The 24,512-nt window shown below is 68.0% G+C and carries 26 protein-coding genes; 14 read left to right on the top strand and 12 right to left on the bottom strand.

Going from position 1 to position 24,512, the window contains the following annotated elements; translation table 11 throughout:
• Positions 1-22: 22 nt before the first annotated feature.
• From EV380_RS12485 to EV380_RS12475, 3 genes are read right to left on the bottom strand one after another with little or no spacing between them, the layout of a single operon-like run.
• On the bottom strand, positions 23-751 hold the full coding sequence (locus EV380_RS12485) for an ABC transporter permease (protein WP_130451424.1): 729 nt from the start codon (positions 749-751) through the stop codon (positions 23-25).
• Positions 751-1,398 (bottom strand): ABC transporter permease, encoded by a 648-nt coding sequence (locus tag EV380_RS12480; RefSeq protein WP_130451423.1) that lies wholly within the window; start codon positions 1,396-1,398, stop codon positions 751-753. The genes EV380_RS12485 and EV380_RS12480 overlap by 1 nt, the downstream gene beginning before the upstream one ends.
• Complete coding sequence (locus EV380_RS12475; RefSeq protein ID WP_130451422.1) at positions 1,395-2,486, bottom strand: ABC transporter ATP-binding protein; 1,092 nt, start codon at positions 2,484-2,486, stop codon at positions 1,395-1,397. Before EV380_RS12475 ends, EV380_RS12480 begins: the two co-directional genes overlap by 4 nt.
• Positions 2,487-2,747: 261 nt before the next feature.
• On the opposite strand from EV380_RS12475, the gene EV380_RS12470 reads away from it, so the two are divergent.
• The 8 genes from EV380_RS12470 to EV380_RS12435 all read left to right on the top strand — a co-directional run bounded on the left by EV380_RS12470 (position 2,748) and on the right by EV380_RS12435 (position 10,937).
• A complete protein-coding gene (locus tag EV380_RS12470; RefSeq protein WP_165391957.1) occupies positions 2,748-4,199 on the top strand; it encodes an aromatic amino acid lyase in 1,452 nt (483 codons plus the stop codon).
• Positions 4,200-4,237: 38 nt separating this feature from the next.
• Positions 4,238-4,954, top strand: coding sequence for an IclR family transcriptional regulator (locus EV380_RS12465; RefSeq protein ID WP_130451420.1), 717 nt, complete (start codon positions 4,238-4,240; stop codon positions 4,952-4,954).
• A 389-nt stretch (positions 4,955-5,343) separates the two neighbouring features.
• Positions 5,344-6,573: an NAD(P)-dependent malic enzyme gene (locus tag EV380_RS12460; protein ID WP_130452226.1), complete on the top strand. Its 1,230-nt coding sequence runs from the start codon at positions 5,344-5,346 to the stop codon at positions 6,571-6,573.
• A 160-nt stretch (positions 6,574-6,733) separates the two neighbouring features.
• The gene (locus tag EV380_RS12455; protein ID WP_102158851.1) at positions 6,734-7,579 is read left to right on the top strand and encodes an HpcH/HpaI aldolase/citrate lyase family protein; all 846 of its coding nucleotides are present in this window, start codon (positions 6,734-6,736) and stop codon (positions 7,577-7,579) included.
• Positions 7,580-7,618: 39 nt separating this feature from the next.
• Positions 7,619-8,242, top strand: coding sequence for a cyclodeaminase/cyclohydrolase family protein (locus tag EV380_RS12450; protein WP_130451419.1), 624 nt, complete (start codon positions 7,619-7,621; stop codon positions 8,240-8,242).
• A 12-nt stretch (positions 8,243-8,254) separates the two neighbouring features.
• On the top strand, positions 8,255-9,181 hold the full coding sequence (locus EV380_RS12445; RefSeq protein WP_130451418.1) for an exonuclease domain-containing protein: 927 nt from the start codon (positions 8,255-8,257) through the stop codon (positions 9,179-9,181).
• A gap of 68 nt (positions 9,182-9,249) precedes the next feature.
• Positions 9,250-9,639: a hypothetical protein gene (locus EV380_RS12440; protein ID WP_130451417.1), complete on the top strand. Its 390-nt coding sequence runs from the start codon at positions 9,250-9,252 to the stop codon at positions 9,637-9,639.
• A 5-nt stretch (positions 9,640-9,644) separates the two neighbouring features.
• Entirely contained in the window at positions 9,645-10,937 is a 1,293-nt protein-coding gene (locus EV380_RS12435) for an MFS transporter (protein WP_130451416.1), read from the top strand.
• Here EV380_RS12435 and EV380_RS12430 read toward each other — a convergent pair.
• The 4 genes from EV380_RS12430 to EV380_RS12415 all read right to left on the bottom strand — a co-directional run bounded on the left by EV380_RS12430 (position 10,934) and on the right by EV380_RS12415 (position 15,237).
• Positions 10,934-11,587, bottom strand: a complete 654-nt coding sequence (locus EV380_RS12430; RefSeq protein WP_130451415.1) for an SDR family oxidoreductase — start codon at positions 11,585-11,587, stop codon at positions 10,934-10,936. The genes EV380_RS12435 and EV380_RS12430 overlap by 4 nt on opposite strands.
• Positions 11,588-11,696: 109 nt before the next feature.
• Positions 11,697-12,350 carry a TetR/AcrR family transcriptional regulator gene (locus tag EV380_RS12425; RefSeq protein ID WP_130451414.1) on the bottom strand — a complete coding sequence of 218 codons (654 nt, stop codon included), beginning with the start codon at positions 12,348-12,350 and terminating at the stop codon, positions 11,697-11,699.
• A complete protein-coding gene (locus EV380_RS12420) occupies positions 12,347-14,518 on the bottom strand; it encodes a YhgE/Pip domain-containing protein (protein WP_130451413.1) in 2,172 nt (723 codons plus the stop codon). The genes EV380_RS12425 and EV380_RS12420 overlap by 4 nt, the downstream gene beginning before the upstream one ends.
• The gene (locus tag EV380_RS12415; RefSeq protein WP_130451412.1) at positions 14,515-15,237 is read right to left on the bottom strand and encodes an ABC transporter ATP-binding protein; all 723 of its coding nucleotides are present in this window, start codon (positions 15,235-15,237) and stop codon (positions 14,515-14,517) included. Before EV380_RS12415 ends, EV380_RS12420 begins: the two co-directional genes overlap by 4 nt.
• Positions 15,238-15,447: 210 nt before the next feature.
• Between EV380_RS12415 and EV380_RS12410 the strand changes: the two genes are divergently transcribed.
• Entirely contained in the window at positions 15,448-16,140 is a 693-nt protein-coding gene (locus tag EV380_RS12410) for a YceI family protein (RefSeq protein ID WP_130451411.1), read from the top strand.
• Positions 16,141-16,182: 42 nt separating this feature from the next.
• Here the strand turns inward: EV380_RS12410 and aqpZ are convergent, their stop codons facing one another.
• The 4 genes from aqpZ to EV380_RS12390 all read right to left on the bottom strand — a co-directional run bounded on the left by aqpZ (position 16,183) and on the right by EV380_RS12390 (position 20,054).
• Positions 16,183-16,944: an aquaporin Z gene (gene aqpZ / locus EV380_RS12405; RefSeq protein ID WP_165391956.1), complete on the bottom strand. Its 762-nt coding sequence runs from the start codon at positions 16,942-16,944 to the stop codon at positions 16,183-16,185.
• A gap of 209 nt (positions 16,945-17,153) precedes the next feature.
• Complete coding sequence (locus tag EV380_RS12400) at positions 17,154-18,470, bottom strand: PepSY-associated TM helix domain-containing protein (protein WP_130451409.1); 1,317 nt, start codon at positions 18,468-18,470, stop codon at positions 17,154-17,156.
• Positions 18,467-19,237, bottom strand: coding sequence for a YcnI family protein (locus EV380_RS12395; RefSeq protein ID WP_130451408.1), 771 nt, complete (start codon positions 19,235-19,237; stop codon positions 18,467-18,469). The genes EV380_RS12400 and EV380_RS12395 overlap by 4 nt, the downstream gene beginning before the upstream one ends.
• Before the next feature lie 58 nt (positions 19,238-19,295).
• Positions 19,296-20,054 carry a hypothetical protein gene (locus tag EV380_RS12390; RefSeq protein ID WP_130451407.1) on the bottom strand — a complete coding sequence of 253 codons (759 nt, stop codon included), beginning with the start codon at positions 20,052-20,054 and terminating at the stop codon, positions 19,296-19,298.
• Between the two features lie 162 nt (positions 20,055-20,216).
• Between EV380_RS12390 and EV380_RS12385 the strand changes: the two genes are divergently transcribed.
• From EV380_RS12385 to EV380_RS12365, 5 genes are all read left to right on the top strand, one after another.
• Positions 20,217-20,708 (top strand): MarR family winged helix-turn-helix transcriptional regulator, encoded by a 492-nt coding sequence (locus tag EV380_RS12385; protein WP_130451406.1) that lies wholly within the window; start codon positions 20,217-20,219, stop codon positions 20,706-20,708.
• A gap of 127 nt (positions 20,709-20,835) precedes the next feature.
• A complete protein-coding gene (locus EV380_RS12380; protein WP_130451405.1) occupies positions 20,836-21,528 on the top strand; it encodes a DsbA family protein in 693 nt (230 codons plus the stop codon).
• Positions 21,529-21,571: 43 nt separating this feature from the next.
• On the top strand, positions 21,572-22,366 hold the full coding sequence (locus EV380_RS12375) for an MBL fold metallo-hydrolase (protein ID WP_130451404.1): 795 nt from the start codon (positions 21,572-21,574) through the stop codon (positions 22,364-22,366).
• A 4-nt stretch (positions 22,367-22,370) separates the two neighbouring features.
• Entirely contained in the window at positions 22,371-22,787 is a 417-nt protein-coding gene (locus EV380_RS12370) for a nuclear transport factor 2 family protein (protein ID WP_130451403.1), read from the top strand.
• Positions 22,788-22,855: 68 nt separating this feature from the next.
• Positions 22,856-23,461: a P-loop NTPase family protein gene (locus EV380_RS12365; RefSeq protein ID WP_130451402.1), complete on the top strand. Its 606-nt coding sequence runs from the start codon at positions 22,856-22,858 to the stop codon at positions 23,459-23,461.
• Here the strand turns inward: EV380_RS12365 and EV380_RS12360 are convergent.
• Positions 23,424-24,443, bottom strand: a complete 1,020-nt coding sequence (locus tag EV380_RS12360) for a LacI family DNA-binding transcriptional regulator (protein WP_242607608.1) — start codon at positions 24,441-24,443, stop codon at positions 23,424-23,426. The genes EV380_RS12365 and EV380_RS12360 overlap by 38 nt on opposite strands.
• Positions 24,444-24,512: the final 69 nt, after the last annotated feature.

Raw genomic sequence — 24,512 nt, 5'->3', positions numbered from 1 at the left:
TCCAAGGGGTGAATGACGTCGATCATGCCGTTGCTCGAGGTCGAGGGGCGGTTGCTTTCGGAGCCGGATGCGCGGGCATTCGGCGGGTCAAGCCGCGCGATATCGCCACCCGCCCGAGACCAGCGAACGCTGCCTCGAGCAGGATGGCGAGGAGGGCCAGGACGATCGCACCGCCTGCCATCTGCGCGTAGTCGTTTCCGGCTCGGCCGTCGATGATGAAGCGTCCCAGCCCGTCGAGGGATACGTAGGCCGCTACAGTCGCCGTCGAAACGACTTGAAGCGTGGCGCCTCGGACGCCCGAGAGCGTCAGTGGGAGTGCGCACGGGAGCTCGATGCGCCAGATGATCTGGGCAGTCGAGAACCCCATTCCCCGAGCAGCGTCGATGACCGAGCGATCAATGGCACGGATGCCGCTCGCCACGCCGCTGAGGATCGGTGGGACCGCGAGAAGTACGAGCACCACAAGCGAGGGAACAACGAACGCGAGGCTGTTGCTGATGGTGGGAGCGATGAGCAGAACGAGGAGGATGAGCAGGCCCAGCGTGGGCAGGGCCCTCATAGCGTTGACGGACCCCATGATGAGGCTCTCACCGCGCCCAGTGTGTCCGACGAAGACGCCGAGCGGGACAGCGATGACGGTCGCAACTGCCAAGACCACGATCGAGTAGATCAGATGGATGAGAACTTGGTGGGGGATTGACCCAACACCGTCCCAGTTGGACGGGTCGGTCAACCAGGCGAGGATGTCCATTAGAGTGCTCCCTTCCGGCTCCACGGCGTCATCACTTTTCCGAGCAGGACTAGGAGCCGGTCCAGGGCGAGCGCCAGCAGCAGGCAGATGACGAGGCCGGCGAGAATCGGTACGAAGAGGCGGCGGGTGAAGCCCATGGTGAACAGCGTGCCGAGCTGCGTGATTCCGATGACCGCTGCCATTGTGACGATGGAGATGTTCGAGACGACCACCACGCGCAGGCCTGAGAGGATCGTGGGCACGGCGATCGGCAGCTGGATTTTGAAGAGAATCTGCATTCGAGTGAAGCCGACGCCGCGAGCGGCGTCGACTACTTCGGGCGGGACGGAGGCGAGCCCGTCCGCCACGACCCGAACGAGCAGCGCCACCGTATAGAACACCAGCGCGACGACGACGTTCAGCGGGTCGAGGACCTTGGTGCCCAGAATCTTGGGCAGAAGAATGAAAAGGGCGAGCGACGGAATCGTGTAGAAGAGGCTGGTTCCGCCAACGATCAACGGATAGAACCGGCGGAGCGTGAAGGCCAGGTAGCCCAATGGAATCGAGACGAGCAGGCCGATCACCGTGGGAAGGAGCGTCAGCCAGAGGTGCATCCCGGTGAGCTCGACGAGGTAGTCGAGGTTGTTCGCGATCCAGTCGAACCTCATGAGGAGCGCTCGCCTTCGAGCACCCGAGTCGCCTGCTGGACAACGGCGTCGGTCCCAAGGGTTCCCACGTAGGAGCCGGCGCCGTCCGTGAGGATCGCCCGCCCACAGGGGCCGGACAATGCGGCGTCGAGGAGCTCGCGGTAGTTGCCTCTGGGAAGGGAGACCGGTGTTGCGTAGGTGACGTCGTCGTGCTCCACGGTTTTCTCGACTCTATTCGCGCGCACCCAGCCGAGGGGACGGTCGTCTGCCGCGCACGCGACCAGCCAGGGGTCGGAGCTCGGCCCGAGCTGATCTCCGATGTGCACACGAGGTGTAGCGACCGTGCCTTGTTCGGCGAGCGGTTCGAAGTTCAGTGCGTGGTATCCCCGGGACTCGCCGAGAAAATCGGCCACGAATCGGTCGGCCGGATTGGCGAGGAGCTCGGCAGGGGAACCGATCTGCGCGAGAACGCCTCCCTCTTTGAGCACGACGATCTGATCGCCTAGTTTGAGAGCTTCATCGATGTCGTGGGTGACCATGACGATGGTTTTGGCCAGGTCGGCCTGAATGCGGAGGAACTCGGCCTGCAGTTGCTTGCGAACGATGGGGTCGACTGCGCTGAAGGGTTCATCCATCAGCATGTACGGCGGGTCAGCCGCCAGAGCGCGGGCAACTCCGACTCGTTGCTGCTGGCCTCCGGAGAGCTGCCAGGGGTAGCGGGACGCGTAGGCGCGGTCCAGCCCGACGAGCTCAAGCAGACCCAACGCGCGCTCACGACTGGCGCGCTTGTCGTTCCTGTTGAGGAAAGGGACCGCGCAGACGTTGTCGAGGACCGTCTGGTGCGGGAAGAGGCCGGCGTTCTGGATGACGTATCCGATCTTCCGACGCATCTGGATGGTGTCTACATCCGTGTTGTCCTCGCCGCCGAGCACGATCGATCCCGAACTCTGCTCGATCAGCCGGTTGACCATGCGCAGCGTCGTGGTCTTGCCGCAGCCGGAGGGGCCGACGAGGACGGTGATCTTGCCGGTCGGCGCTACAAACGACAGATTGTCGACGGCGGTGACGCCGTTGTCGTAGGTCTTGACGACGTTTTTGAACTCGATCATGACAAGGGCCCCCTTTCTGGCGAGGCCGTGCCGTGGGCTGAGAGGGGGCTGGCCGAGGAATGGGGGGACATCTTTTTCTCCTTAGCGTCGCGGCGATTCGAGCGGCGGGATGGTCCGAGTATGTGAAACGACCGCCAACAACCGACTAGACTTTTCATCTGATGAAACTAGACTTGTTCATACTGTAGTAAGCCGTCATGGGTCGCGCAAGACCCGATCGAAGAAAACAGCGGGGTAACGACGATGTACACACTCCCGAAAGTGCTGACCGTTCACGAGATCGCCGACATTGCTGCCGGGGCCGATGTCCGAGTGTCTGCCGCCGCGCGGGCGGGTATCGAGCAGCACTACGAGCTGGCCAACAAGATCGCCGAACGCACGCCCGTGTACGGGCGTTCCACAGGCGTCGGAGCGAATCGGGAGTCGGCTGCCAGGGCCGATTCCGAAGCCCACGGTATGAACCTGCTGCGCAGTCACGCGGTTGATGCGGGTCCTGCGCTCGGCGCGGACGTGACTCGCGCCGTGCTCGCGGTGCGCCTCAATCAGCTCCTGCATCCGGGTTCGGGCATTGACCCCGTGCTGATTGACGGTCTTGAACGGATGCTCGCCGGCAACAGCCTGCCCGAACTCCGCCAGTACGGCGGTATCGGCACCGCAGATCTGCCGGCACTCGCCGGTGTGGCCCTCGCGCTGGCTGGAGAGCGTCCAACCAGCGGGGAGTCATTCACGCCGATCGGTCCTATCCGTGCAGACAGCGCGTTGCCGTTCATGAGTTCAAGCGCGCCGACCTTGGGTGGCGCGGCCCTAGCTGTCTCTCGACTCGAACAGCTCATCGATGCCTCGCTGGCGGCCTTCGGCCTGTCCGCGTTCGCCTCGTCAGCGAACCCCGCAGCCTTCTCTCCGCAAGCGGCAGTGGCTGTGGCGATGCCAACCGCTTCAGCGAATGCGGAGCGCCTCGCCGGGCTCCTCGGCGATGCCTCCTGGGAGTCCGCCCGGATTCAGGATCCATTCGCGTTTCGGGCCTTCCTGCCCGCGATCAGTGTTCTCTCCTGTGCGACAACGCGTTTGCGCGAGGCAGTGGAGACTCTCGTCAGTCGGTCGCGAGAGAACCCCGGGTTCGACCTCGAGCGTGAGGTTGCGGTCCACCACGGGGCCTTCTTCGAGTCGTGGCTGGCTCATGAACTGGACGCCACGGGCATCGCGCTGGCCCAGACGGCACCGCTCATGCTGGCCCGTCTGCGCTTCATGAATGATGATTCCTTCTCCGGGCAGCCACGATTCCTTGCTCCCCATGGCGGGGGTGCCTCCGGCACGATGGTGGTCGAGTATCTCGCCGCCAGTGCCATGGGTGAGGTGCACGCCGCCGCAGCACCAGCATCGACGCACAGCGCCGTGTTGTCCTGCGGCGTCGAGGAAGACGCTACGTTCGCTCCGACGGCGCTCGGTCAACTCCTTCGCGCGCTGGATGCATACGGCGTCATGCTGTCTGCAGAGATCCTCGTCGCCGTCAGAGCACTGAGGTTGTCTGGAAAAGCGGCCGGACGGCTCTCGCCCGGAGTGGCTGAGTTGTTCGACGTGGCGCAGCGGCTCCCAGCCGCGTTCGAGGATCGCGATCTGCGCGGCGACGTGGAGATCGCGCAGCAGTTGATCCCTGAATTCGCCCGCGTACTGCGGGGAGCTCAACGGGAAACCGTCGGTCAGGGACTTGGCTAGACTTCGACAAGGTAGGCGTTCGAGACGGGAGAATCGCTATGGGTGACAAGCTGGGGGCGGCGCAAGGCAACGAGGTGGATGCCTCCTTGGGCCCGCAGGCCGTTCATCGGGCGCTCGAGGTGCTGACCCATGTGGTCGAGCAGGGCCCCGTCGCACTGAGTGACATCGCCCGCGCCAGCAAGCTGCCGACGAGCACAACCATGCGCATGCTGCGCGCTCTGGAGCACTGGGGTTATGTTTCCCGGGCATCGGACGCGCTGTACTCGTTGGGTCAGCGCTTCGTTCAGTCCCGCGTCTCGTCGGAAAGCGCACGGGTGGAGGACTTGATCGACGCGTCCGGACCCGTCATGGACAGGCTGACCAGAGCGACGCTGGAGTCGAGTTATCTGGCCGTCAAGGGACCAGCCAACACCTGTACCTTCCTGCGTGAGGTGCAGAGCCCCTTGCCGATTAGGCATGTCGGATTCGACAACTGGGCTGGGCGAACCGTTCCAATGGGTGGATCAGTCGCTGGTGAAATCCTGGAGGGCCGTATCCCGGAGATTGGCTACGTCGTCATGGTCGCCGTCGTCGATTCAGACGCGACGGTCATCGGAGCACCCGTGTTGGCACCCGACGGGCAGGTCGTGGCGGCCCTCAGCATCGCCGGCCCGAGCTTTCGAATGGACGAGACGGTGGTCACTCGGCACGGCGACGCCGTGCGCGCAGCCGCGACCGAGCTGGCAGAACTGCTGGCTTCGGGGGCCACGACGTGATCGTCGGCGCGTCGACGCGCGGATAGGCGTCCGACGTCGGTGGGCGCGACCTACGTGGTCTCGGCCCGATGAATTCAGTGCCGAGTAGGGCGCTTATCGTCATGGTTCCGAAGACGGCCAACTGGCCCAGACAGCACCCAAGAGGGCTGGCTTCGGAGACCTCGTCATGTGTTCTCCGTGGTGAGTCAGAAACCGGCCTTCGCGATCCGGCGTTTCCCGAGCCGAGTGCTCGTTGCCCGAGGCTAGTGTGCACGTCCCGTGGAGATTCGCGCGGATCCCGCGTACCGTGGAAGTGCACGGTCTAAAGAAAGTACTGACCACTGCGACACTGACGTCGCCGACGACCTCGCGACTCAGCGCAGCGTATTGCCATGGTGCACGCCCGCCGCATGCCATCCGGGTGTGCCGTCGATCAGCCTTTCTTCCCTGTTGTTCTCAAGGAGCACCCCGTGTCTGTTTCCACCGCGTCAACGACGACGCCCATCACTCGCGACGAGATCTTCGCAGCCCACGAGGGCGGCAAACTCACCGTCGAGTCCACGATGCCGCTCGATACCAAACGTGCCCTCTCGATCGCCTATACGCCCGGGGTCGCGCAGGTCTCCCGCGAGATCGCCGAAGATCCCTCCAAACACGCCACCCACACGTGGGCCTCGCGCCTCGTCGTGGTCGTCTCCGACGGTACGGCGGTCCTGGGCCTCGGTGACATCGGGGCCGCCGCGTCCCTGCCCGTCATGGAGGGCAAGTCCGCGCTCTTCCGCGAGTTCGGCGGGCTGAACTCGATCCCGCTGGTCCTCGACACGACGGACGTCGACGAGATCGTCGAGACTCTCGTCCGGCTGCGCCCGAGCTTCGGCGCCGTGAACCTCGAGGACATCGCCGCCCCGCGGTGCTTCGAGCTTGAGGAAAAGGTCATCGAAGCACTCGATTGCCCGGTCATGCACGACGACCAGCACGGCACCGCCGTCGTCGTCCTCGCCGCTCTGACCAACGCCGCCAAGCTGACCGGCCGGCGCTTCGAGGACATGCGGGTCGTCATCGCGGGTGCCGGCTCGGCCGGTATCGCGATCGCCGAGATCCTCACCGCGCGCGGCATCGGCGATGTCATCATCACCGACTCCAAGGGCGTCATCCACCGTGATCGCGACGACTTGAACCACGTCAAGGCGCGCTACGCCGCCAAGACGAACCGCAACCACGTGCTCGGCGGGATCGCCGACGCGCTCGAGGGCGCGGACGCGTTCATCGGCGTCTCCTCGTCCAAGGTCGCCGAAGAGGACCTGGCGCGCATGAACGACGACGCCATCATCTTCGCGCTGTCGAATCCCGATCCGGAGGTCATGCCCGACGTCGCGGCCCGGCATGCGGCCGTCGTCGCCACCGGGCGTTCGGACTTCCCGAACCAGATCAACAACGTGCTCGCGTTCCCGGGGATCTTCCGCGGGGCCCTCGACGCCGGCGCGCGGCGCATCACCTCCGAGATGAAGCTCGCCGCGGCCGAGGCGATCGCTGAGCTCGCCGACGACAAGCTCAGCTCGGACTACATCGTGCCCTCGCCGCTGGACCCGCGGGTCGGGCCTGCCGTCGCCGCGGCCGTGGCCGCTGCGTCAGGCCAGTAGGCACGGCGGCTCCGAGGCGCGCACGGCGGGCGGTGACCGGGAGACGGTCGCCGCCCGCCGGCGTCGTGATGCGTGCGCCGCGCTTAATAATCGGAGCGGGCCACACGACGAATATGTGCGCAAATGGAGCGGCCGCCATGCGGCCCGATAGGCTGGGTGCATGTCCCTTCGCAATCGTCGCGCGGCAGCGTTGCCCGCCAAACTGTCCCGTTCCTGGCTGCTCGTGAACGCCGCGAAGCCCGAGCTCTTCGCGCCCGCCCTCGCGTCCGAGGCCGACTCCGTGATCTTCGACATGGAGGCGGCGGTGCCCGACGACGGCAAGGAAGCCGCCCGCGAGAATGTCGTCTCCGCGCTGAACTCCGGCATGACGGCCTGGGTGCGCGTCAACGGCATCGATACCGACTTCTGGGGCGACGACCTCATGCAGCTCTCCAAGACCAAGGGGTTGCGCGGCGTCATGCTCGCCATGGCCGAGAAGCCGGAGCAGGTCGCGCACACCGCGATGCGCCTGCAGGCCGGCACTCCGGTGCTCGCGCTCATCGAGACGGCTCTCGGGCTCGAGAATGCGACCGCCGTCGCCTCGGCCCCGGGCACGTTCCGGCTCGCCTTCGGGACCAACGACTTCCGCAAGGACACCGGTATCTCCGAGGACCCGATGGCCCTGGCGTACGCCCGCAGCCGCCTCGTCATCGCGTCCCGCGTCGGCAAGCTGCCCGGCCCGATTGACGGCCCCTCGCTGGGGACCGCGCCGCGCGAGCAGGTCATCGCGGACGCCGACGTGACGGCGTCGATGGGCATGACGGGAAAGCTCTCCCTGTCCGTCGACCAGGTCGAAGACGTGAACCAGGCACTGGCCCCGAGTGTCGACGAATTGCTGTGGGCCAAGGAACTGCTCGAGGCGCACGCAGCCGGCGGGTCCATCGGCGACGGCTCCTACCTGCCGCGCCTGGCCCGCGCCCAGAAGATCGCGGACCTCGCGGAGTCCTACGGCCTCTGGAACGCATAGGACAACGCCCGGAACGGCAACGGCGAGGAGACGGCGGCAATGAGCGGTTCGGAGACTATCGGCAGCTATCTGAACCGGCTTGCGGCGGGCCGTCCCACGCCCGGGGGCGGAGCGACCGGTGCGCTTCAGGCCGCCCAAGGAGCCGCGCTGCTCGGCATGGCTGCACGGTTCACGACGGGCGAGGGGTATGAGGACCAGGCGGACCGGATGGAGCGGATCGCGTCGCGGTCCGAGGAGATCATTCGTAGGGCCCTGAAGGTCTCCGACGACGATCAGGAGGCCTTTGCCGCCGTCGCCGAGTCGTACAAGCTGCCCGGCGAGACCGCGGACGAGGAGGCCGACCGTTCGGAGGCCATCCAGCGGGCACTACTCGGCGCCGTCGAACCTCCGCGAGAACTGACCCGGATCGCGGCGGAAGTCATTGAGATGTGCGCTGAAATCGTCGGAGTCGTGAACCCCAACGTCCTCAGTGACGTCGCCGCTGCGGCCGAGTCGGCGCGCGCGGCCGCCTCAACGGCGATCGTGACATTGGAGATTAACATCCGCGCAGTCGACGACGAAGGCACCCGCGACGAGCTGCGCCGCGACGTCGAACGCGGCGAGGTGGCCGTGGCAACAGCTGCCACCGTCACGCGGCGCGTCCGCGACGACTTGGCCCGATAGAGGAGCGCACCAGTGCAGGATCTGAACTTCACCGCCGTCGACGTCGAGACCGCCAACAGCAACTACGCGTCGATCTGCCAGGTCGCGGCCGTGCAGGTCCGCGGCGGTCAAATCGTCGATCAGCGCGCCTGGTACGTGCGCCCGCACGTCAGCGTCGGCGAGTTCACGGCGCGCAACACGGCCATCCACGGCATCTCGGCCGGCATGGTCGCGGGTGCGCCGGACTGGCGGGAGTCGATGGACCTGCTGTACGGCGCGGCGGGCGAGCACCCGCTGGTGGCGTTCAATACCGCGTTCGACAAGAGCGCCATCCGCCAGGCCTGCGATCTCTCCGGCCTGCCGGCCCCGGCCAACGACTTCCACTGCGCGCTCGTGCTCGCGCGCCGGGTACTCCGGTTGCCGCGGCACCGGCTGCCCGACGTCGCGCAGCACCTGGGCCTCGGCGCGTTCCAGCATCACGACGCCGGCGAGGACGCGCGCGTCGCCGCCGAGATCGTACTGGAGCTGGCCCGCCGCGAGCGCGCCGCGCACGTCTCGGAGCTCTGGCCGGCGCGCCCGGCGCCGGCCGCCGGCGGCTCCGCGGCCTCGAAGTTCTACGGCCGCGCCTACACGGCCTCCAGCAAGGAACTCCCCGCCCCCAGCACGACGGCGGATCCGGCCCACCCGTTCCATGGGCGGCACGTGGTGCTCACCGGGGATCTGGAATCCATGGGCCGGTGGGAGGCGATGGAGGCCATCGCCGCGCACGGCGGCACCAACGGCAAGGGCGTGACGAAGAAGACCGCGGTTCTGGTGGTGGGCGACGGGCGCAGCCGTGTGGCACCGGCCGACCTCGCCGCCGGCAGCAGCAAGGAGCGCAAGGCCCACGCCTACATGGCGGCGGGCCAGGAGATCCTGGTGCTGACGGAGCCTGACTTCCTGCTCCTGACCCGCGGCTGACTCGGACAAGTGGGGCCTTCCAACGCGCCTCCGGCTGAAACATCGAGTACAAAGGACTCATGCGCAGAATGAGTCGATGGTTCGACGATTCCAACTGGCCACACGACCCCGCCCTGGACGACTTCCGCGATGCGGTCTGGGAGCTGAGCCTGAACGGGGAGAGCCGGGGGTGCCTCACGACCTCCGTCACGCCGATGCGCAGTTTTCCGTTGTTCGGAGTCAAGCGCGAGCAGATATGGACGCAGGTCCACTGGCTGGGAGGGGAGCACGAGTACTGCGAGGAGGACTATGGTCCCGAGTGGCCCGTCGTGGCGGAACTGCGTGCCGGTTCGTATGGAGCGCTCGATCCGCGGACGGATTCCGACGTAGAGTTCGAGGTCAGAGCGGTCGCGGGGCCGGAGCGCGAACGGCTCTGGGCGGAACTGCGCCACGGCGTCGAACCCCACGACCGTCGGTAGTGCGCATGCGCACCAGAGCGGGACGACCAGCCGGACCAGGTCTCTTAGCGGCACTGCTCGGCGCCATCGCCGTCGGCCCGCTGCTCCTCTACGGGCTGAGCGCCACGAGCGACCTGATCATCCGCGACCTCGGCATCAACGCCGCCCAGTTCGGGCTCCTTGCGACGGCCTGCTTCGCGTGCGCGACGGTCGGCAACGCCGCGCTCGGCCGGGTCGCGGATCGCCGGTCGGACCGGACGCTCATGATCGCCGTCTTCGCCCTCGCAGCGGTGGCCCTCGGGGTGGCCGCCCTCGCTGACGCGTTCGTCGTCCTCCTCGTCGCCGCCGGCCTCTCGGGGCTGGCCCAGTCCTTCCCGAACGGGGTCACCAACCGGATCCTGCTCCAGCGTGTGCCCGCGCAGCAGCGCATCGGATGGACCGGAATCAAGCAGTCGGGTGTCCAAGTCAGCCAGCTCGTCGCCTCACTCGCGTTCCCGGCCCTGGCCGTGTGGATCGGCTGGCGCGGGGCCTCGGCCCTCGGCGTGATTCTGGCCCTTGCCCTGATGGTTCTCGCGCTGCGCGCGCTCGCGTCGGTCCCGCCGCTGCAGGCCGTGGGCAGCGCTCTGCCCCACACTTCGGCCGCAACCGGCGGTGCAGCGGGCCAGTCCGACGGCGTTTCGGTTCGGCGGGCGACCCGGCGCACGGGGCAGCCGTTCGCGGTGTGGGCACTGACCGTGTTCGGGTGCCTCAATGGGCTCGGTGTGCAGGCGACCAACGTGTACCTCCCGCTGTTCGCGGTGCGCGAGCTCGAGTTCAGCCTCGTCGCCGGCGGTGCGACGGCGGCCGTCGCGGGTCTCGTCGGGGTGTCCGCACGCATCGGGTGGGGGAAGGTCATGGCCCGCGGCGCGTCGGCGCCCGCGCTGCTCCTGGTCTTGGCGCTTCTTGCGCTGGGCGCGGCGGGGTCCTTCTACGCGGCCGGTGCAACCGGCTGGTCGGCGCTGCTCTGGGTCGCGGTCGCGTTGCACGGGGCGTCGGCGCTTGGCGTCTCGGTGGTGCTCATGGCAGCCCTGCTACGCAGCATTCCGGCAGCGTCAATGGCGTCGGCGAGCGGCATCGTCACGGCGGGCATGTTCGCCGGATTCACGTTCGGGCCCCTCGTGATGGGTTCGCTGATCAGTGCCGCGGGCGGGTTCGAGACCGGCTGGATTGCCGTCGGCGGTGTCTATGCGGTGTGCGTCGGTGTGGCCGCCTACCTGCTGCGGCGCCAGCGACGGGCCGCCGCTGAAGGCGACGGCCCGCACGTGGGCTCAGCGGATTAGGCGGTGCCCGCCATGACGTCGTGGATCGACGTCGAGCCGTCGCGGAAGTTAATGGTCCGCCCGATGCTGCCTTCGTTCTCGAGCGCCTCGACGATGCTCAGGGCCACGTTCCCGCGGGACGTGTCGGTGTTCTCACCCGGCTCGTCGAGGACCTCGATGGCTCCCGTCGATTCCTCGAGCGTCAGGCGGCCCGGGCCCAGGACCGTCCAGTCCAGGCCGGTTCCGCGCAGGTGCGCGTCGGCGGCGATTTTCGCCGCCATGTACGGGTAGAACGAGTCGTCCTGGTTGACCAGGTACTTCTCGTCCGCTGTCGCGAAGGACACCATGATGTAGCGCTTGACGCCGGCCTGCTCCGCGGCCCGCATGGACCGGACGGCGGCGTCGCGGTCCACCGCGTAGGTGCGATCCGCGGAACCGCCACCCGCCCCGGCGGACCACACCACGGCGTCGTGCCCGGCGAACGCCTCCGCGAGGTCTTCCTGGGTCGCCGACTCGATGTCCAGCACGACGGCGGTCGCGCCCGTGGCGTTCACGTCGCCGGTGTGGTCGGGGTTGCGGTAGAAGGACGTGACCTGGTGGCCGCGGTTGACGAGCTCCGGCGTCGCCAGGAGGGCGACCTTGCCGTGTCCGCCGATGAGTGCGATCTTCATGTGCTGCTCCTTCGATTGTGTGCAGGCTTCTACTGGGCCAACGCGGGGCGGGCCGCCGTTGTTCCTGCACCGCGTGGCAGCGGCCGATCCGGCGCGCGCTTTCTGGGCGTCAACCCGCGGCCGGCGCGGCGTCCAGGCTGCCGAGCACGGTGCGCACACACGTGTCGATATCGTGCTCGACGGTGAAGACCTGCCGATCCTGGCCCAGGATAAGCGTCGCACCGAAGAGGGCCGAGGCCGTCACATCGACGACGCCCGCCGGTACGGACTCCGGGGCCACGCCGCGCTCGAGGAACGAGCGCCGCACCGCGTCGCGGACCACGCCGAGCACCTGACCGCGCAGCTCGATGAGTTCCTCGCGCCAGTCGCTCGGCGAATGCCACATTTCGCTGATCCACAGTTGCGCGAACGCGGGGTAGTCGTCGATGAACAGCAGGGCTCCGCGCACCATGCCGGCCAGCTCCTCCCGCGCCGTGGCCGCCCCGGAGGGCTCGCGCAGGCGCTCGAGCAGGATGTCGGTGCCGAAGCGCAGCAGCTGCCCGATGAGCTCCGACTTGGAGCCGAAGTTGTAGTAGACGCTGCCCTTCGAGATCCCGGCCGCCGCCGCGATCTCGTCCACCGTCACCGCGTGGTGCCCGCGCTCGCCGATCAGCGTGAGGGACGCGGAGAAGATCTTCAGCCGGGTCGCGTTCGTCCGCGCGGGGCGCCGCTTGACGTCGCGCCCGGCGGAGGCAGCGTCGTCGTGCTGCTTCGCGGCGCTCATGCCGAAAGCTCCGGCTGGAACGTCTTGAGCGTCCAGAACTTGTGGCGGCGGACCGCCAGCGTGCTCAGCAGCAGGCCGAGCGCGGTGTAGGCGGCCAGGGCAAGCACAACCGGGCCCATCACCGAGAGATCCGCGCCGTAGACCAGGTGTCGCATGCCGGTGACGATGAAGCCCATGGGCAGCACCTGGTGCGCCGCGTGCAGCGGTTCCGGTGTGGTCTCCCAGGGGAACGTGCCGCCGGCGGAGACGAGCTGCAGCACAAGCAGGATCAGCACGACCATCTTGCCCGGGGTGCCCATGAAAGCGACGATGCCCTGGATCAGCGCGGTGAAGGCGAACGCCGAACCGAGCAGCAGCGCCCACGTCATCCACGGGTGTGCCGACTCCAGGCCCAGACCGAACACGACGACGGCGTAGAGCACCGTGGCCTGCAGCAGGGAGATCACGAGGAACGGCAGCCAGCCGCCGACGGCGATCTTCCAGTTCGCGGCGTTGGAGGCCAGGGCGCGGCGGGTGATGGGGCGCATGAGCTGGACCAGCATGAACGCGCCGATCCACACGGCCAGGGTGAGGAAGAACGGGGCCAACTGGTGGCCGTAGTTCGGTGCGGAGGTCTGACTGTCGGTCGTGATCGAGACGGGGTCTCCGATGACCGTGGAGACGCGCTTCTTCTCCGCGTCGTCGGGGTTCGGGACCTCGCCGGCGCCCTCGCCAAGCTTGGACGCGAGCTCACTCGCTCCGTCGTCGACCTGGCCGGCGCCGTCAGTGAGTTCGGTCGCGCCGTCGGCGAGTTCGCCGGTGCCCGCGGCGAGAGTGCCCGCGCCGTCGGCGAGGTCCCCGGCGCCGGTATCGAGCTCCTGGGAACCCGCGAGTGCGGACTTCTGCCCGTCCACAAGGGCCGAGGCACCCGTCGACAGCTCAGCCGCGCCGTCCGCGAGCTGGGAACCCCCATCCGCGGCGTCGGCGATGCCCTGCGTCAGCTCGGGCATCGCGTTGGCGAGCTCGCGGTTCCCATCGGCAACCTGCCGGGACCCTTCGGCCAGTTTGGCGATGTTCTCCTGCGCGGCCCGGAGGTCGGCGCGGGTCTGCTCGATCGTCTGCGCGGCGGTGGAGTCCTGCGCGCGCTCGTCGATGGCCGCGGCCAACTGCTCGCGCTGCTCCTCGGTGAGCACACCCGAGTCCACGAGCTCCTGGGCCGCGGCGTCGACCCGGTCCTCGGTCTCTTGGCCGATCTGCTCGACCGCGTCGGCCGCCGACTGGACCTTCTCGTTGAGCTGCTCGTTGCCGTCCGCGACCTGTTCGGCTCCGTCTGCCAGCTGGGAGGTCTTGGACGGGAGGTCGGAGGTCTTGTCCTTGAGCGTGCCGAGCCCGGAAGAGAGCTCCGACGCGCCGGATGAGAGTTCGGAAGCACCCGAGGAGAGCTGGGTCGCGCCGTCGACCAGCTTCCGCTGTCCGTCGACGAGGTCGCTGGTGCCGCCGTGCAGTGTGCGCGCGCCGGTTGCGAGTTCTCCGGCGCCGTCGTTGAGCTTCACGGCGCCGTCGAGCAGGTCGTCGGTGCCGCCGGCCAGCGTCGTCGTGCCGTCATGGAGCTCGGAGGCGCCCTCGGCGGCGGTGGTCAGCTGGGAGTGAATGCGCCCGAACCCGGTCAGGAACTGGTTGGCGGTCTCCTCGCCGACTTCGGCGGCGACGGAGTTGTGGACCTCTCCGGCCAGCTTGTCAGCGATCGTGCCGATCATCGCATTGTTCGCGTCGTTGGTGGTCAGCTCAAGGATCGCCTGCTGGGCGGCATCGAAGTTCTCGGGTGACGTGAGCGAGGCCGAGAAATCCTCTGGGATCGTCAGGGCGAAGGCGTAGTCGCCGGCCGCGACCCCGGCGTCTGCAGCCGCACGGGAGTCTACGGTCTCCCAGCCGAAAGTTCCGTCGTCGATGAGCGACTCGGCGACCTCGTCGCCGACGTGCATCTCCTCGTCCCCGGCGGTGGCCCCCTCGTCGAGGTTGACAATGGCGGCCTTGACGTTGCCGAGGTGGCTGTACGGGTCCCAGTTGGCGTAGAGGTAGAGCGCGCCGTAGAGCAGCGGCACCAGGGTCAGGGCGACGATCGCGATCTTCGCGAGCCGCCCGTTGGTCATGCGCTTGAGTTCGGAGCGCGCCAGTTGGAAAGTCGTCATGCGTCGGTCTCCCGATCAGTCGTGTCCAGGGCCGTCGTGTCAGCGTCGGGCTCCGAGGCGTTCTCTGCCGCGGCGGCCGTCTCGAGTGCAGGGTGGGGGAGGTTGTCCTGCTCGGCGACCGCCGTACGGCCGTCCCACTCCTCCGGGATGCGCTGGACGACGGCGACGACGGCGGGCTGCCGGCGGCCGGCGGCGACGCTCTGCAGGATCCGGACCCAGTCGGAATCGGCCAGATCGTGACGGTCCGGCGAGTCGAAGACGAGCAGTTTGACGTTGGAATCCTGCAGGCTCAGCGACGCGAGCAGGTGCAGTCGATCCTCGGCGTCGATTGCGTCGACCCACTCGTTCGCGAGGTGGTCGAGCCGGTGGGACGCGAGCCAGCGCGCGGGGGAGACTGTGCCCCAGAAAGGGCCGGGCAGCAGTGCCAGATCCTCGGCTACGAGGTCCTTGACGCGCAAGTGCTGTTCCGGCTCGTTGATCTCGGGGGAGTCGACGAGTGCGGAGACATGGCGCACCGCGCTGATGTCCGCATCGGCCTCCCACGCGACGGAGCCGCCGTCGGGCTTCATGCGCGCGCTCAGGCCCAGGGACAGCGCGGTGCGACTCTCCTGGGTCGGGGCGGAGACGATGGTGAGTTCGGAGGCGGGCGCCACTAGGGAGGTGGGGCGCAGTAGCGGGGCGTGGTGGCCGTCGATGGACAGCGAGTCTGCGAGGAGCACACGGCCATCGTATTCGAACTGACCGGTCAGTACAAATAGCGAGCGCGTTCTGTGATGCGTTCCTCAGCCGGAGCGATCCGGTGCCGGCCGGACCCTGCTGTTCGCGAGTCGGGAAGTCCGGGGGCGGAACTCGGGGCACCGCGGAAGCGTGTTAATTCCGGTGGAGACGAATCTGTCACCGACCGCGGCCACGAGAATAGGAACACGTAGATGAAGAAGCGAACCAAGATCATCCTCGGCTCGACTGTTGCCGGCGTCGTCGTGCTCGGCGCCGTGGCGGCAACTGCCGGTCCGGCGTTGTACCGGGACCTCGTCGCCGGCGAAGCTGCCGCCGTGCCCACTGTCTCCGCGGTGCCAGAGGCGCCGTCGTCCTCGCTGGAGGACGGTGCAGTACAGGACCTGACCGGCACATGGTCCGTCGCCGACGAATCTGAGGCGGGCTATCGCGTGGACGAGGTTCTCAACGGGACAGACGTGACGGTCACGGGGCGAACCGACCGCGTGACGGGGACGTTCACGGTGGACGGGAACGCACTCACGGACGCGGAGATCGAGGTCGACGTGGCCTCGATCGCCACCGACGCCGCGAATCGAGACGAGTACTTCCGTTCGACGGCGCTGCGAACGGACGAGTTCCCGACGGCGACGTTCACGCTGACAGAACCCGTGGTCGGGGTCGGTGACGGCGACGCGTTCGAGGCGACGGGCGACCTCACGATCGCCGGGGTCGTCAACACGGTCTCCTTCCCACTGCAGGCGGTGGCTGCCGGCGACGAGGTCGAGGTCGCCGGCAGCATCCCGATCACGTTCGAGGACTACGGTGTCGAAGCGCCGGACCTCGGCTTCGTCTCAGTGGAGCCGGAAGGTGCCGTGGAGTTCCAGCTGACGCTCGAACAGGGCTGAGCGCGACGTCCCGCGCCCGACGGCGGGGCGGCACCGGGAGCCTCAGGCCTTGCCGATCAGGGGCTCCGCAGCCTCGGGATCCGGGAAGAGCATCTTGTAGGTGAAACCGGCGATCGCCGCGCCGATGAGCGGGGCGAGGACGAACGCCCAGACCTGGATGAGCGCGTCGGGTCCGGCGAACCAGGCGACGCCGAGCGAGCGGGCGGGGTTGACCGAGGTGTTGCTGATCGGGATCGACACGAGGTGGATGAGCGTCAGGGCCAAACCGATGGCTACCGGGGCGAAACCCACCGGGGCGCGCCGATCGGTTGCGCCGAGGATGACGTACAGGAAGATCGCGGTGAGGACGATTTCGGCGATCAGTACCGCTGCGAGCGAGTAGCCGTCCGGCGAGCGCTCCGCATATCCGTTGGTCGCGAAGCCGGAGGCCACCGGGTCGAACCCGTCCTTGCCCGTCGCGATGGCCAGCAGGATGGCGCCGGCCACGGTGGCACCGATGATCTGCGAGACCCAGTACGGGATGACGTCCTTCCACTCGGCACGGCCGGCGATCACGGCGCCGAGCGTGACGGCCGGGTTGAAGTGGCCGCCGGAGATGTGGCCGACGGCGTAGGCCATGACCAGGACGGTGAGGCCGAAGGCGAGGGCGACGCCGAGGAAGCCGATGCCCATATTGATGGAGTCGTCGGTGAGAACCGACGCGGCGAAGACCGCGGAGCCGCATCCGCCGAAGACGAGGACGAACGTGCCGAGGAACTCGGCGAGGAGTCGGGTGGGGAGTGATGGGGTCTGCATGGGAGACATCCTTCGATATTCGTGATGACGCGAGTGGTCGAACGCTCAACCGAACAGCCCGGCCCGAATGGCGGACCCGGATGGTCATAACTTATCCCTTAAAGCCGGCCCGGTCTAGGGCCTCTTTGGCGAAACTTTGGAGCTGACTGGTGGTTTAAGGTCCAACCTCATGCCGGGGCCATGCCGCGGACCGCCGGTCGAGGCGGCCCGCAGCAGAGCTAGCGCGTCCTGCTGGTCAGCGCGGCGACGACTCCGTCGACGACGACGAAGGCGGCCAGACTCAAACCGAGCAGCGGCAGGAAGAGACCGATGCCCGCGGCGACCCCGAGGACGAGCAGAAGTCCCCACCAGGGCGCTCGCACGAGTCCGAGGGCCCGCGGCGCCCGCCCCGGACCGCGCTTGAACCACATCGAATAGCCGAGCACCACCAGCGTGGCGACGGCGAGCCCCAGAACCGCCAACGCGACCTGGTTGGCCATTCCGAACAGGGCGCCCATATGGAGGTCGACGCCCCAGCGCGCGAGCTTCGCCGGGACCGAATAGTCGGCGAAGTCCGCCCGGTCCACGGCCTGCAGGGTGGCAGGGTCGATGGCGATCGCGTCGACCTTGGTGGGGAAGCTGCGCTGGATCTCGGTGACCGTCCATGCGCTCGAGGCGTCCCCGCCGGGCTTGATCTCCACGAGGTCCGTGTCGATGTTCTCCGACTTCGCGGAGGCCCAGACGGCGTCGAGTCTCTCGCCGGTCGTCTCCTTCGGTATCGGGCCTCCGGGCGGGCGGGCCGGCGAGGTGGTGCCGGAGTCCTCCAGACTCGTCGAGACCGTGGGGGTGGTCCAGCCCAGAGTCGAGCGGAGGTCGGACACGTTGGCGCCCGCGTACGCCGACCACGTCAGGCCCGTCGCCGAGAGGAACAGTGCGCCGAGCAGAACCCAGACGCCGACCGTCCCGTGCAGTCGCGAGAGCTTGCCGTGCCCGGACTTCGTCTTGGCCGGGGAGCTGCGGCGCCGCCCCAGCAGCCAGAGGGCGAGGCCGCCGAGAGCGACAAGCCAGAGCCAGCTGGCCGCCATCTCGCTGTAGAGCCGGCCGACGTCGCCGAGCCCCAAGTGCCGGTGGAACTGCGAGACGGCGGTCCGCAGCGGCAGCGCCCCGCTGGTCCCGTAGACGGTCTCGGCGCCCCGGACTTCGAGCGACGTCGGGTCGACGAAGACCGCGTGCGTCTCGCTCTCCCTCAGGTCCGGGTGCGTGTACATGATGCGCGTCGTCGACCCGGGTTCCGGGGCCGGGCGCACAGCGGACAGCTCGTAGCCCGCACTGGTGAGCGAGTCATCGGCGGCATCGAGCTGTTCGGCCAGCGGCCGGGCGTCCGCCACGCGATCGTACGCGGGCGCCGTCAGCTCGTGTTCGTAGACGGCGTTCTCGATCGTGGGCGTGACCGCGTAGACGACCCCCGAGAGCGCCGCGACCAAGATGAACGGGCCGATGAAGAGCCCCGCGTAGAAGTGCAGGCGCCTGACGAGCGGACCGAACCAGGGCCTCATCCCTTCGACCCGCGCTGCTGGCGCCGCAGCGCGACCGTGGCGAGCGCGATGCCCAGGACGCCGACGATCAGGCCGCCGGTGCCGATCGCGCGGGCCTGTTCGTCCGCGCTGCTGGTGGTATCGGCGCCGAGCTCGGCGTTGTGGACGGCGTGCTCGTCGTCCTCCGGCTCGGCCGCAGCCGCACCCCCGCCGTGGCCGGCGTGCTCGCCCGCGCCGGCGTCGTCCGCGGCGGCGGTCAGTGTCAGCTGGGGTGCCGGCATCTCCGGCTCGGCTCCGTCCTCGGCGCCCTGATCCCAGAGGAGCTCGCCGTCGGTGCAGACCTGCGTGACGGGGAACGTCAGGACATCGCCGGCCTCGCCGTCGAGCGGCAGCAGGGCCGCGATCTCGATCGTGTCGCGCAGCTCGTCCGGCAGGGGCTCCTCCGCCGTGTAGGTCACCGAGTGCGTCCCGCCGTCGTCGCTGACGGTCGCGTCCCAGCCGGGCTTGGCGGTTGCCTTGACGCTGCCGATCTCGGCCGGGAAGTCGACCGTCACGGACTCGGTCGGCGAGCCCTCGCAGCCGTGCCCGATCGCGAACGTCAGCGTCGCGTACCCGCCGGCCGCCGTCGTCGTCGAGTCGACGTCCACGTGGGCGCTCGCGGTTGCCGGGAAGGCGAGTGCGGCGGCAGAGGCCAGCACGACGCCGGCCGTCGCCCGGGCGCCCGCGCGTCCTCTGGTGCGGGGTCCGGAGGTGGCGCGGGCAGGGGTCATCGAAGTGTTCTTGCGCATGGTTTTTCTCCTCGTGTGCGGGCGCCACGGCGCGCCGCGAAGTGTGGTCGGCCGCGCTTCAGGCGGCCAGGTCGTACCGGGGTGAGGAGGGTGCCGGCGGTCCGCGCAGTACCAGCGTCGCGGCGAGGAATCGCGAACGCAGTTGGGTGGGCGTCGACCCGGCGGCGACGAGGCGCGCCCACCGCGTTCCGGCGGTGGCGCCGGTTCCGGCGAGCAGCAGGGCGCAGGCCAAGAGACCGCCCTCTGCACATGAAGTGACGGCGCTCGACAGGGCCGCGGCCGCGCGTGCAACCGCCCGGGCCGCACTGCGTCCGGCTGCGAGGGAGCCTGTTGTCGCGAGGAGCAGGGCGGCCGCGATCCGGCGCAGGGCCTCGGTGCCTGCCCGCAGCGCGACGAGGGTGGCGACGCCGGCCAGCACGTGAGTGCCGATCATGTGCGTGCCGGGCGCAGAAGCTCGTCCCGCGTGCTCGGCGGCGGCTTGGGCCAGGGCGCCGGAGGGCAGGTGGTGCGCGTGGGGGCCTGACGCCGTCGTGCTCAGTGTTTCCGAGAGTGCCGCGGAGCCAACCTGCGGCGCGATCAACGTGAACGCCCCATGCAGCAGGACTTGCGCGGCGGCGACGGAGGCGGCGAGCGTTGCTAGGGTGACCCGCCGGCCGCCGGCGACGAGGCACAGCGGAACCGCGACGGCGAAGACCAGCGCGAGGACCGCGGGATGCGGGAAGTGGCCGCCGCCGAGGTCGTGGGCGCAGGCGGTGGCGAAGGTGCTGACGAGCGCGGAGACGACGGCGCGCAGGACGCGTTCGTGCCGCTCTTGCATGTCGCCTCCGGTCGCTGAGTTGGGACGATCCCGACCCAGCGTGATTCTACGCGGGGTAGAACGATTGCGTCGAGACGAAACGACGCAGGGGCCGTCGCCGACCCGCACGGGTGAGACTCCACGCGGAGGGGTGACAATGGGAGCGTGGAAAGAGAGGTAGCTGTGAGCGGACGTGACATCACGACGCCGAAGGAGGCGGCCGACGACGAGACGATTGTGCTTTTCGGCAGGTTCCTCGGTTCGGCGGGCCGCTTCGGTCATGGGCTCGGCGCGGCGCTGGAGAGGGAATTCGGGATCAGTCATCTCTTCTTCGAGGTGCTGCTCATCATCGGACGCGCGGGTGGGGAGGGGGTCTCCATGCGCCACATCAGCCGTGAGCAGGTGCTGACCACCGGTGGTGCGACGCGAGTCGTTGACCGGATGGAGACTGCTGGCCTGGTGGAGCGGACAGTCGACCCCCGGGATGCGCGTGCTCGCCTCGTCAGGTTGACCCCGATGGGCGAGCGGACAACGGTCCAGGTGTCGCGGTGGCACCGAGACAACGTCGAGAAGATCTTCGTCCAGGCGCTGTCGGCGGATCGCAGGAAGGCCTTCGCTGAAGATCTGCGCACTCTCAGTCGCGCCGCGGCGAACGTCACGCCTCTCCTGCCCTGAGCCGGGGATGTTCGGCGTCACGATTTTTCTGTGATGCAGACCTAGGAAATATCTGACGCGTCAGATATGTTGTTGAAAGTGGGTATGCCACAAGGGGTGCCGGAATCACTCATTTGCGAGGCTTTTCATGCATCTCATCTACGTCTTCGACGCCTACTGCGGCTGGTCCTACGGATTCACCGACACTCTCGGGGCGATCGCTCGCCGTCATCCCGAGCTGGAAGTCACTGTCGTATCCGGTGGACTCTTCACAGGTAACGGTGTTCGACCGATTCGCGAATTCGGATCGGTGCGCGACATCAACGCCAGGATTTCGGACAGCACCGGTGTTGAATTCGGCAGCGCCTACGAGGACCTGGTGACGGAAGGTTCCTTTGCCATGGATTCCGCCGATGCGGCCCGCGGTGTGGCCGCGCTTCGGGCCTTGTCCGCGCCGTCGGGCATGCCGAGCATGATCCGTACCCTCCACGAGGCCTTCTTCATCCACGGGCTCAGCCTGTCCGACCCGCAGACGATCGGGGGGGGGGGGGGGGGGGTCGCGGCGCGGAAAGGGCTCGATCCTGACGAAGCTCGACGCGGATACCTCTCGCCCGCGTCGGAAACGGCAGCCCGCGAGGATCTGGCCATGGCGGCACAACTCGGCGTTTCCGGTTTCCCCACCCTTCTGGTCGCTGATGGGCAGCGCTCCGTGGTGCTCGGCGCCGGGGCAGCGAGCAGCGATGACATCGAGCGGCGCCTCGAGCACGCCCGTGCGGCGCTGACGGCAGCCTCGTCTTCCCACGCGGCGGATGACGGCGTCCCCGCGTCCGGACGCTACTGACGCGACCTCCCACCCCAACCTCAACAGAAAGAAGAAAAGCGATATGAGTGCTCTGAACTACACCATCATCGATCTCGATTTTCCCCTGGGAAGCAAGAACAAGACGGCGACCCTGGTCACGGGCGATTCCGAGGCCCTCCTTGTCGATGCCGCCTTCACTCGAGCGGACGGGCACCGGCTCGCGGCCGCCATTCTGGACTCGGGAAAGGAGCTGCGCACTGTCTTCATCAGCCACAGCGATCCTGACTTCTACTTCGGTGCGGAAGTCATCGCTGATGCCTTCCCGGAGGCGCGCTTCGTCGCCACCGCCTCGACAATCGAGCACATTCGCGCCTCGTATGAGGGCAAACTGGCGGCCTGGAGCACACTCGGTGCCAATCTGCCGACCAGGCTGGTAGACGTCGAGCAGCTCGACGAGCCCCAGGTGCTCGAGGGCTACGTCTTCGAAATGCGAGGATCAGAGGAGCGCGCGTACCTGTGGCAGGCCGAAGATCGTTCGGTCCTTGGCGGGGTTCTCCTGTTCCAGGGTGAACATGTCTGGGTCGCTGACACCCCCACCGCGGAAGAACGAGCCGAGTGGCTGACGTTGCTGGACCAGATGGCGGCCCTTGATCCGGAGCTCGTCGTCCCGGGCCACCGGCTCCCGGGGACGGCTGCCGACGCGTCAGCGATTGCGGCCACCCGCGAGTACCTTGTGACCTTCGATGAGTTGTTGGCCGGTGCCGACGATGGTGCCGCGCTCACGACAGCGCTGCTCGAGCGCTACCCCGATCACGGGCTGCAGATCGCCGCCCAGATCGGCGCGAAGGTCGCCACGGGCGAGATGACCTGGGGGTGACATCATGACGGAGAACACCACGGCCCTTTCGCACGCCCCCGCTGACGTCGTCCGCCGGCAGTATCTCGCGTCGGCAACCGGAGACCTCTCCGCGTTGAGGGCAACCCTGGCCCCGGACGTCGAATGGACGGAGATGGCGGGTTTCCCGCTTGCGGGAACGTATCGCAGCCCGGGCGTCGTCACCGCAAGTGTCATGGAAAAGCTGGCAGCAGAGTGGGACAACTGGACCGCGCACGACGACACCTACGTCGTCGATGGCGAGAACGTCGCCGTGCTGGCCCGATACACGGCGATCAATCAAGCCACGGGGAAGCACCTGAATGTCCGCGTGGTCCATCACTTCATCGTGCGGGGCGGGCTGATCGTTCGGTTCGAGCAGTTCGTGGACACCGCGAAAGTGCTGGAAGCGATGAGCCCTTGAGCACAGCGCCGGCGTGAGCTCGCCTGAGGGGTGGCAGCTGGCCGTGCGAGGGCGCTTATTCTTAGAAGGTGCCTCTACTCACCGCCGCTGACCAGGCCGCACGCGAACTTTCGCCGGCGCGCGTGCTCGTTGCCGGGGCCTCCGGGGCTGGCAAGACGTCGGCGGCCCGACGCATCGCAGAGACCCTGTGCATCCCGCGCCATGAACTCGACGCGCTGCACCACGGGCCCGGTTGGGTCAAGCGCAGCGAGTTCGAGTCTGATGTCGCTGCTTTTAGCGTCGAACCGGCGTGGGTGTGTGAATGGCAGTACAGGTCGGTACGGTCCCTGCTGCTGGAGCGCGCTGAGACGCTCGTCTGGATCGACGTCCCGACCCGAACACAGATGCGGCAATTGGTGATGCGAACCCTGCGCCGCCGATTTCTGCGACAGGTGCTGTGGAACGGAAACCGAGAAGGCCCGTTGTGGGGCGTCTTCACCGAGCGAGACCACATCATTCGGTGGGGCTGGCGCACGCGCAATACGACGGCGGAGCGCATGCCTCTTGTGGTCGAGCGGTATCCGGCGCTGCCGGTCATCCGGGTGAAATCCCGCCATGACCTCGACCGCTGGCTCGCGGCGGTCCGGCCCGGAGGAACTATGCGTGCGGCGGAGGTCCCGTCGTCGAGCGAATGATCAGTTCCGGCTCCACGAGTTCGGGGACGTGATCCGTTTCCGGGTCGCTGATATGACGCAGCAGGTGGCGAACAGCCCGACACCCGGTTTCCTCGAAAGACTGGCGCACGGTCGTGAGCGGCGGCGAAGCGTAGGCTGCCAGCGCGATGTCATCGAAGCCGACGACCGAGACGTCGTCCGGAACGCGCCGCCCCAGCTCCGTAAAGGCCCGTAGCAGGCCGAAGGCCATTTCGTCGCTGGCGACCAGAATGGCCGTGACATCGGGCATGCGCCCAAGGATCAACCCGTTGCGGTATCCAGATTCCGGTGTCCAGTCGCCGTGAAGCTCCGGAGGCACGGAGGCTCCCGCTGCGCGGAGCGTCTGCTGCCACCCCTCGATGCGTGCGTCTGAGTCGGACCACTCCACCGGGCCGGCGACGTGCCAGACAGTCTGGTGCCCCAGATCCAGCAGGTGTTGCGTTGCGACTCGGGCCGCGGAGACCTGGTCTACCGCAACGATGTCCGCAGCCGACGTGCGCAAACCGTCCACGGTCACGGTGGGGAGGCGGCGCGTCAGGCGCTCAAGCGGGGCGTCCACGTCGCGCAAGGGAACGGCGATGATTAGGCCATCTACTCCTTGGTCGACCAGTCGCGAGATAGCACCCGCTATGGCCCGGGAGCCCAGCGACTCGGTCGTCGTGGCGTTCACGATGTACCCGTTGGCGCGTGCTTCGTTCTCGATGCCCATGGCCAGTGAGGAGCGGGAATAGAAGTTCGTGGCCAGTGTGATCAAACCGAGAGTCTTGCTCTGGCCCGTCACCAGGGCGCGCGCTGTCTTGTTGCGGCGGTATCCCAGTTCTTCCACGGCGGCGAGAACTCGGGACTTCGTTTCCGGCTGGACATGCGTGCTGTCGCTGAGGACGCGGGAGACCGTTTGCGCCGAAACGCCGGCGGCTAGCGCGACGTCGCGCATGGACGGCGTTCGGTTGGTGATGGACGTCACGAATGGCTCCTTTTGCTCTCCTCAGAGTTTCGCACATCACGGTCCTGACTGGGGCCCTGAGTGGCCTCG

This window comes from Zhihengliuella halotolerans, assembly GCF_004217565.1.
GTDB classification, from domain to species: Bacteria; Actinomycetota; Actinomycetes; order Actinomycetales; family Micrococcaceae; genus Zhihengliuella; species Zhihengliuella halotolerans.
This window is presented reverse-complemented; position numbering and strand designations above follow the sequence as displayed.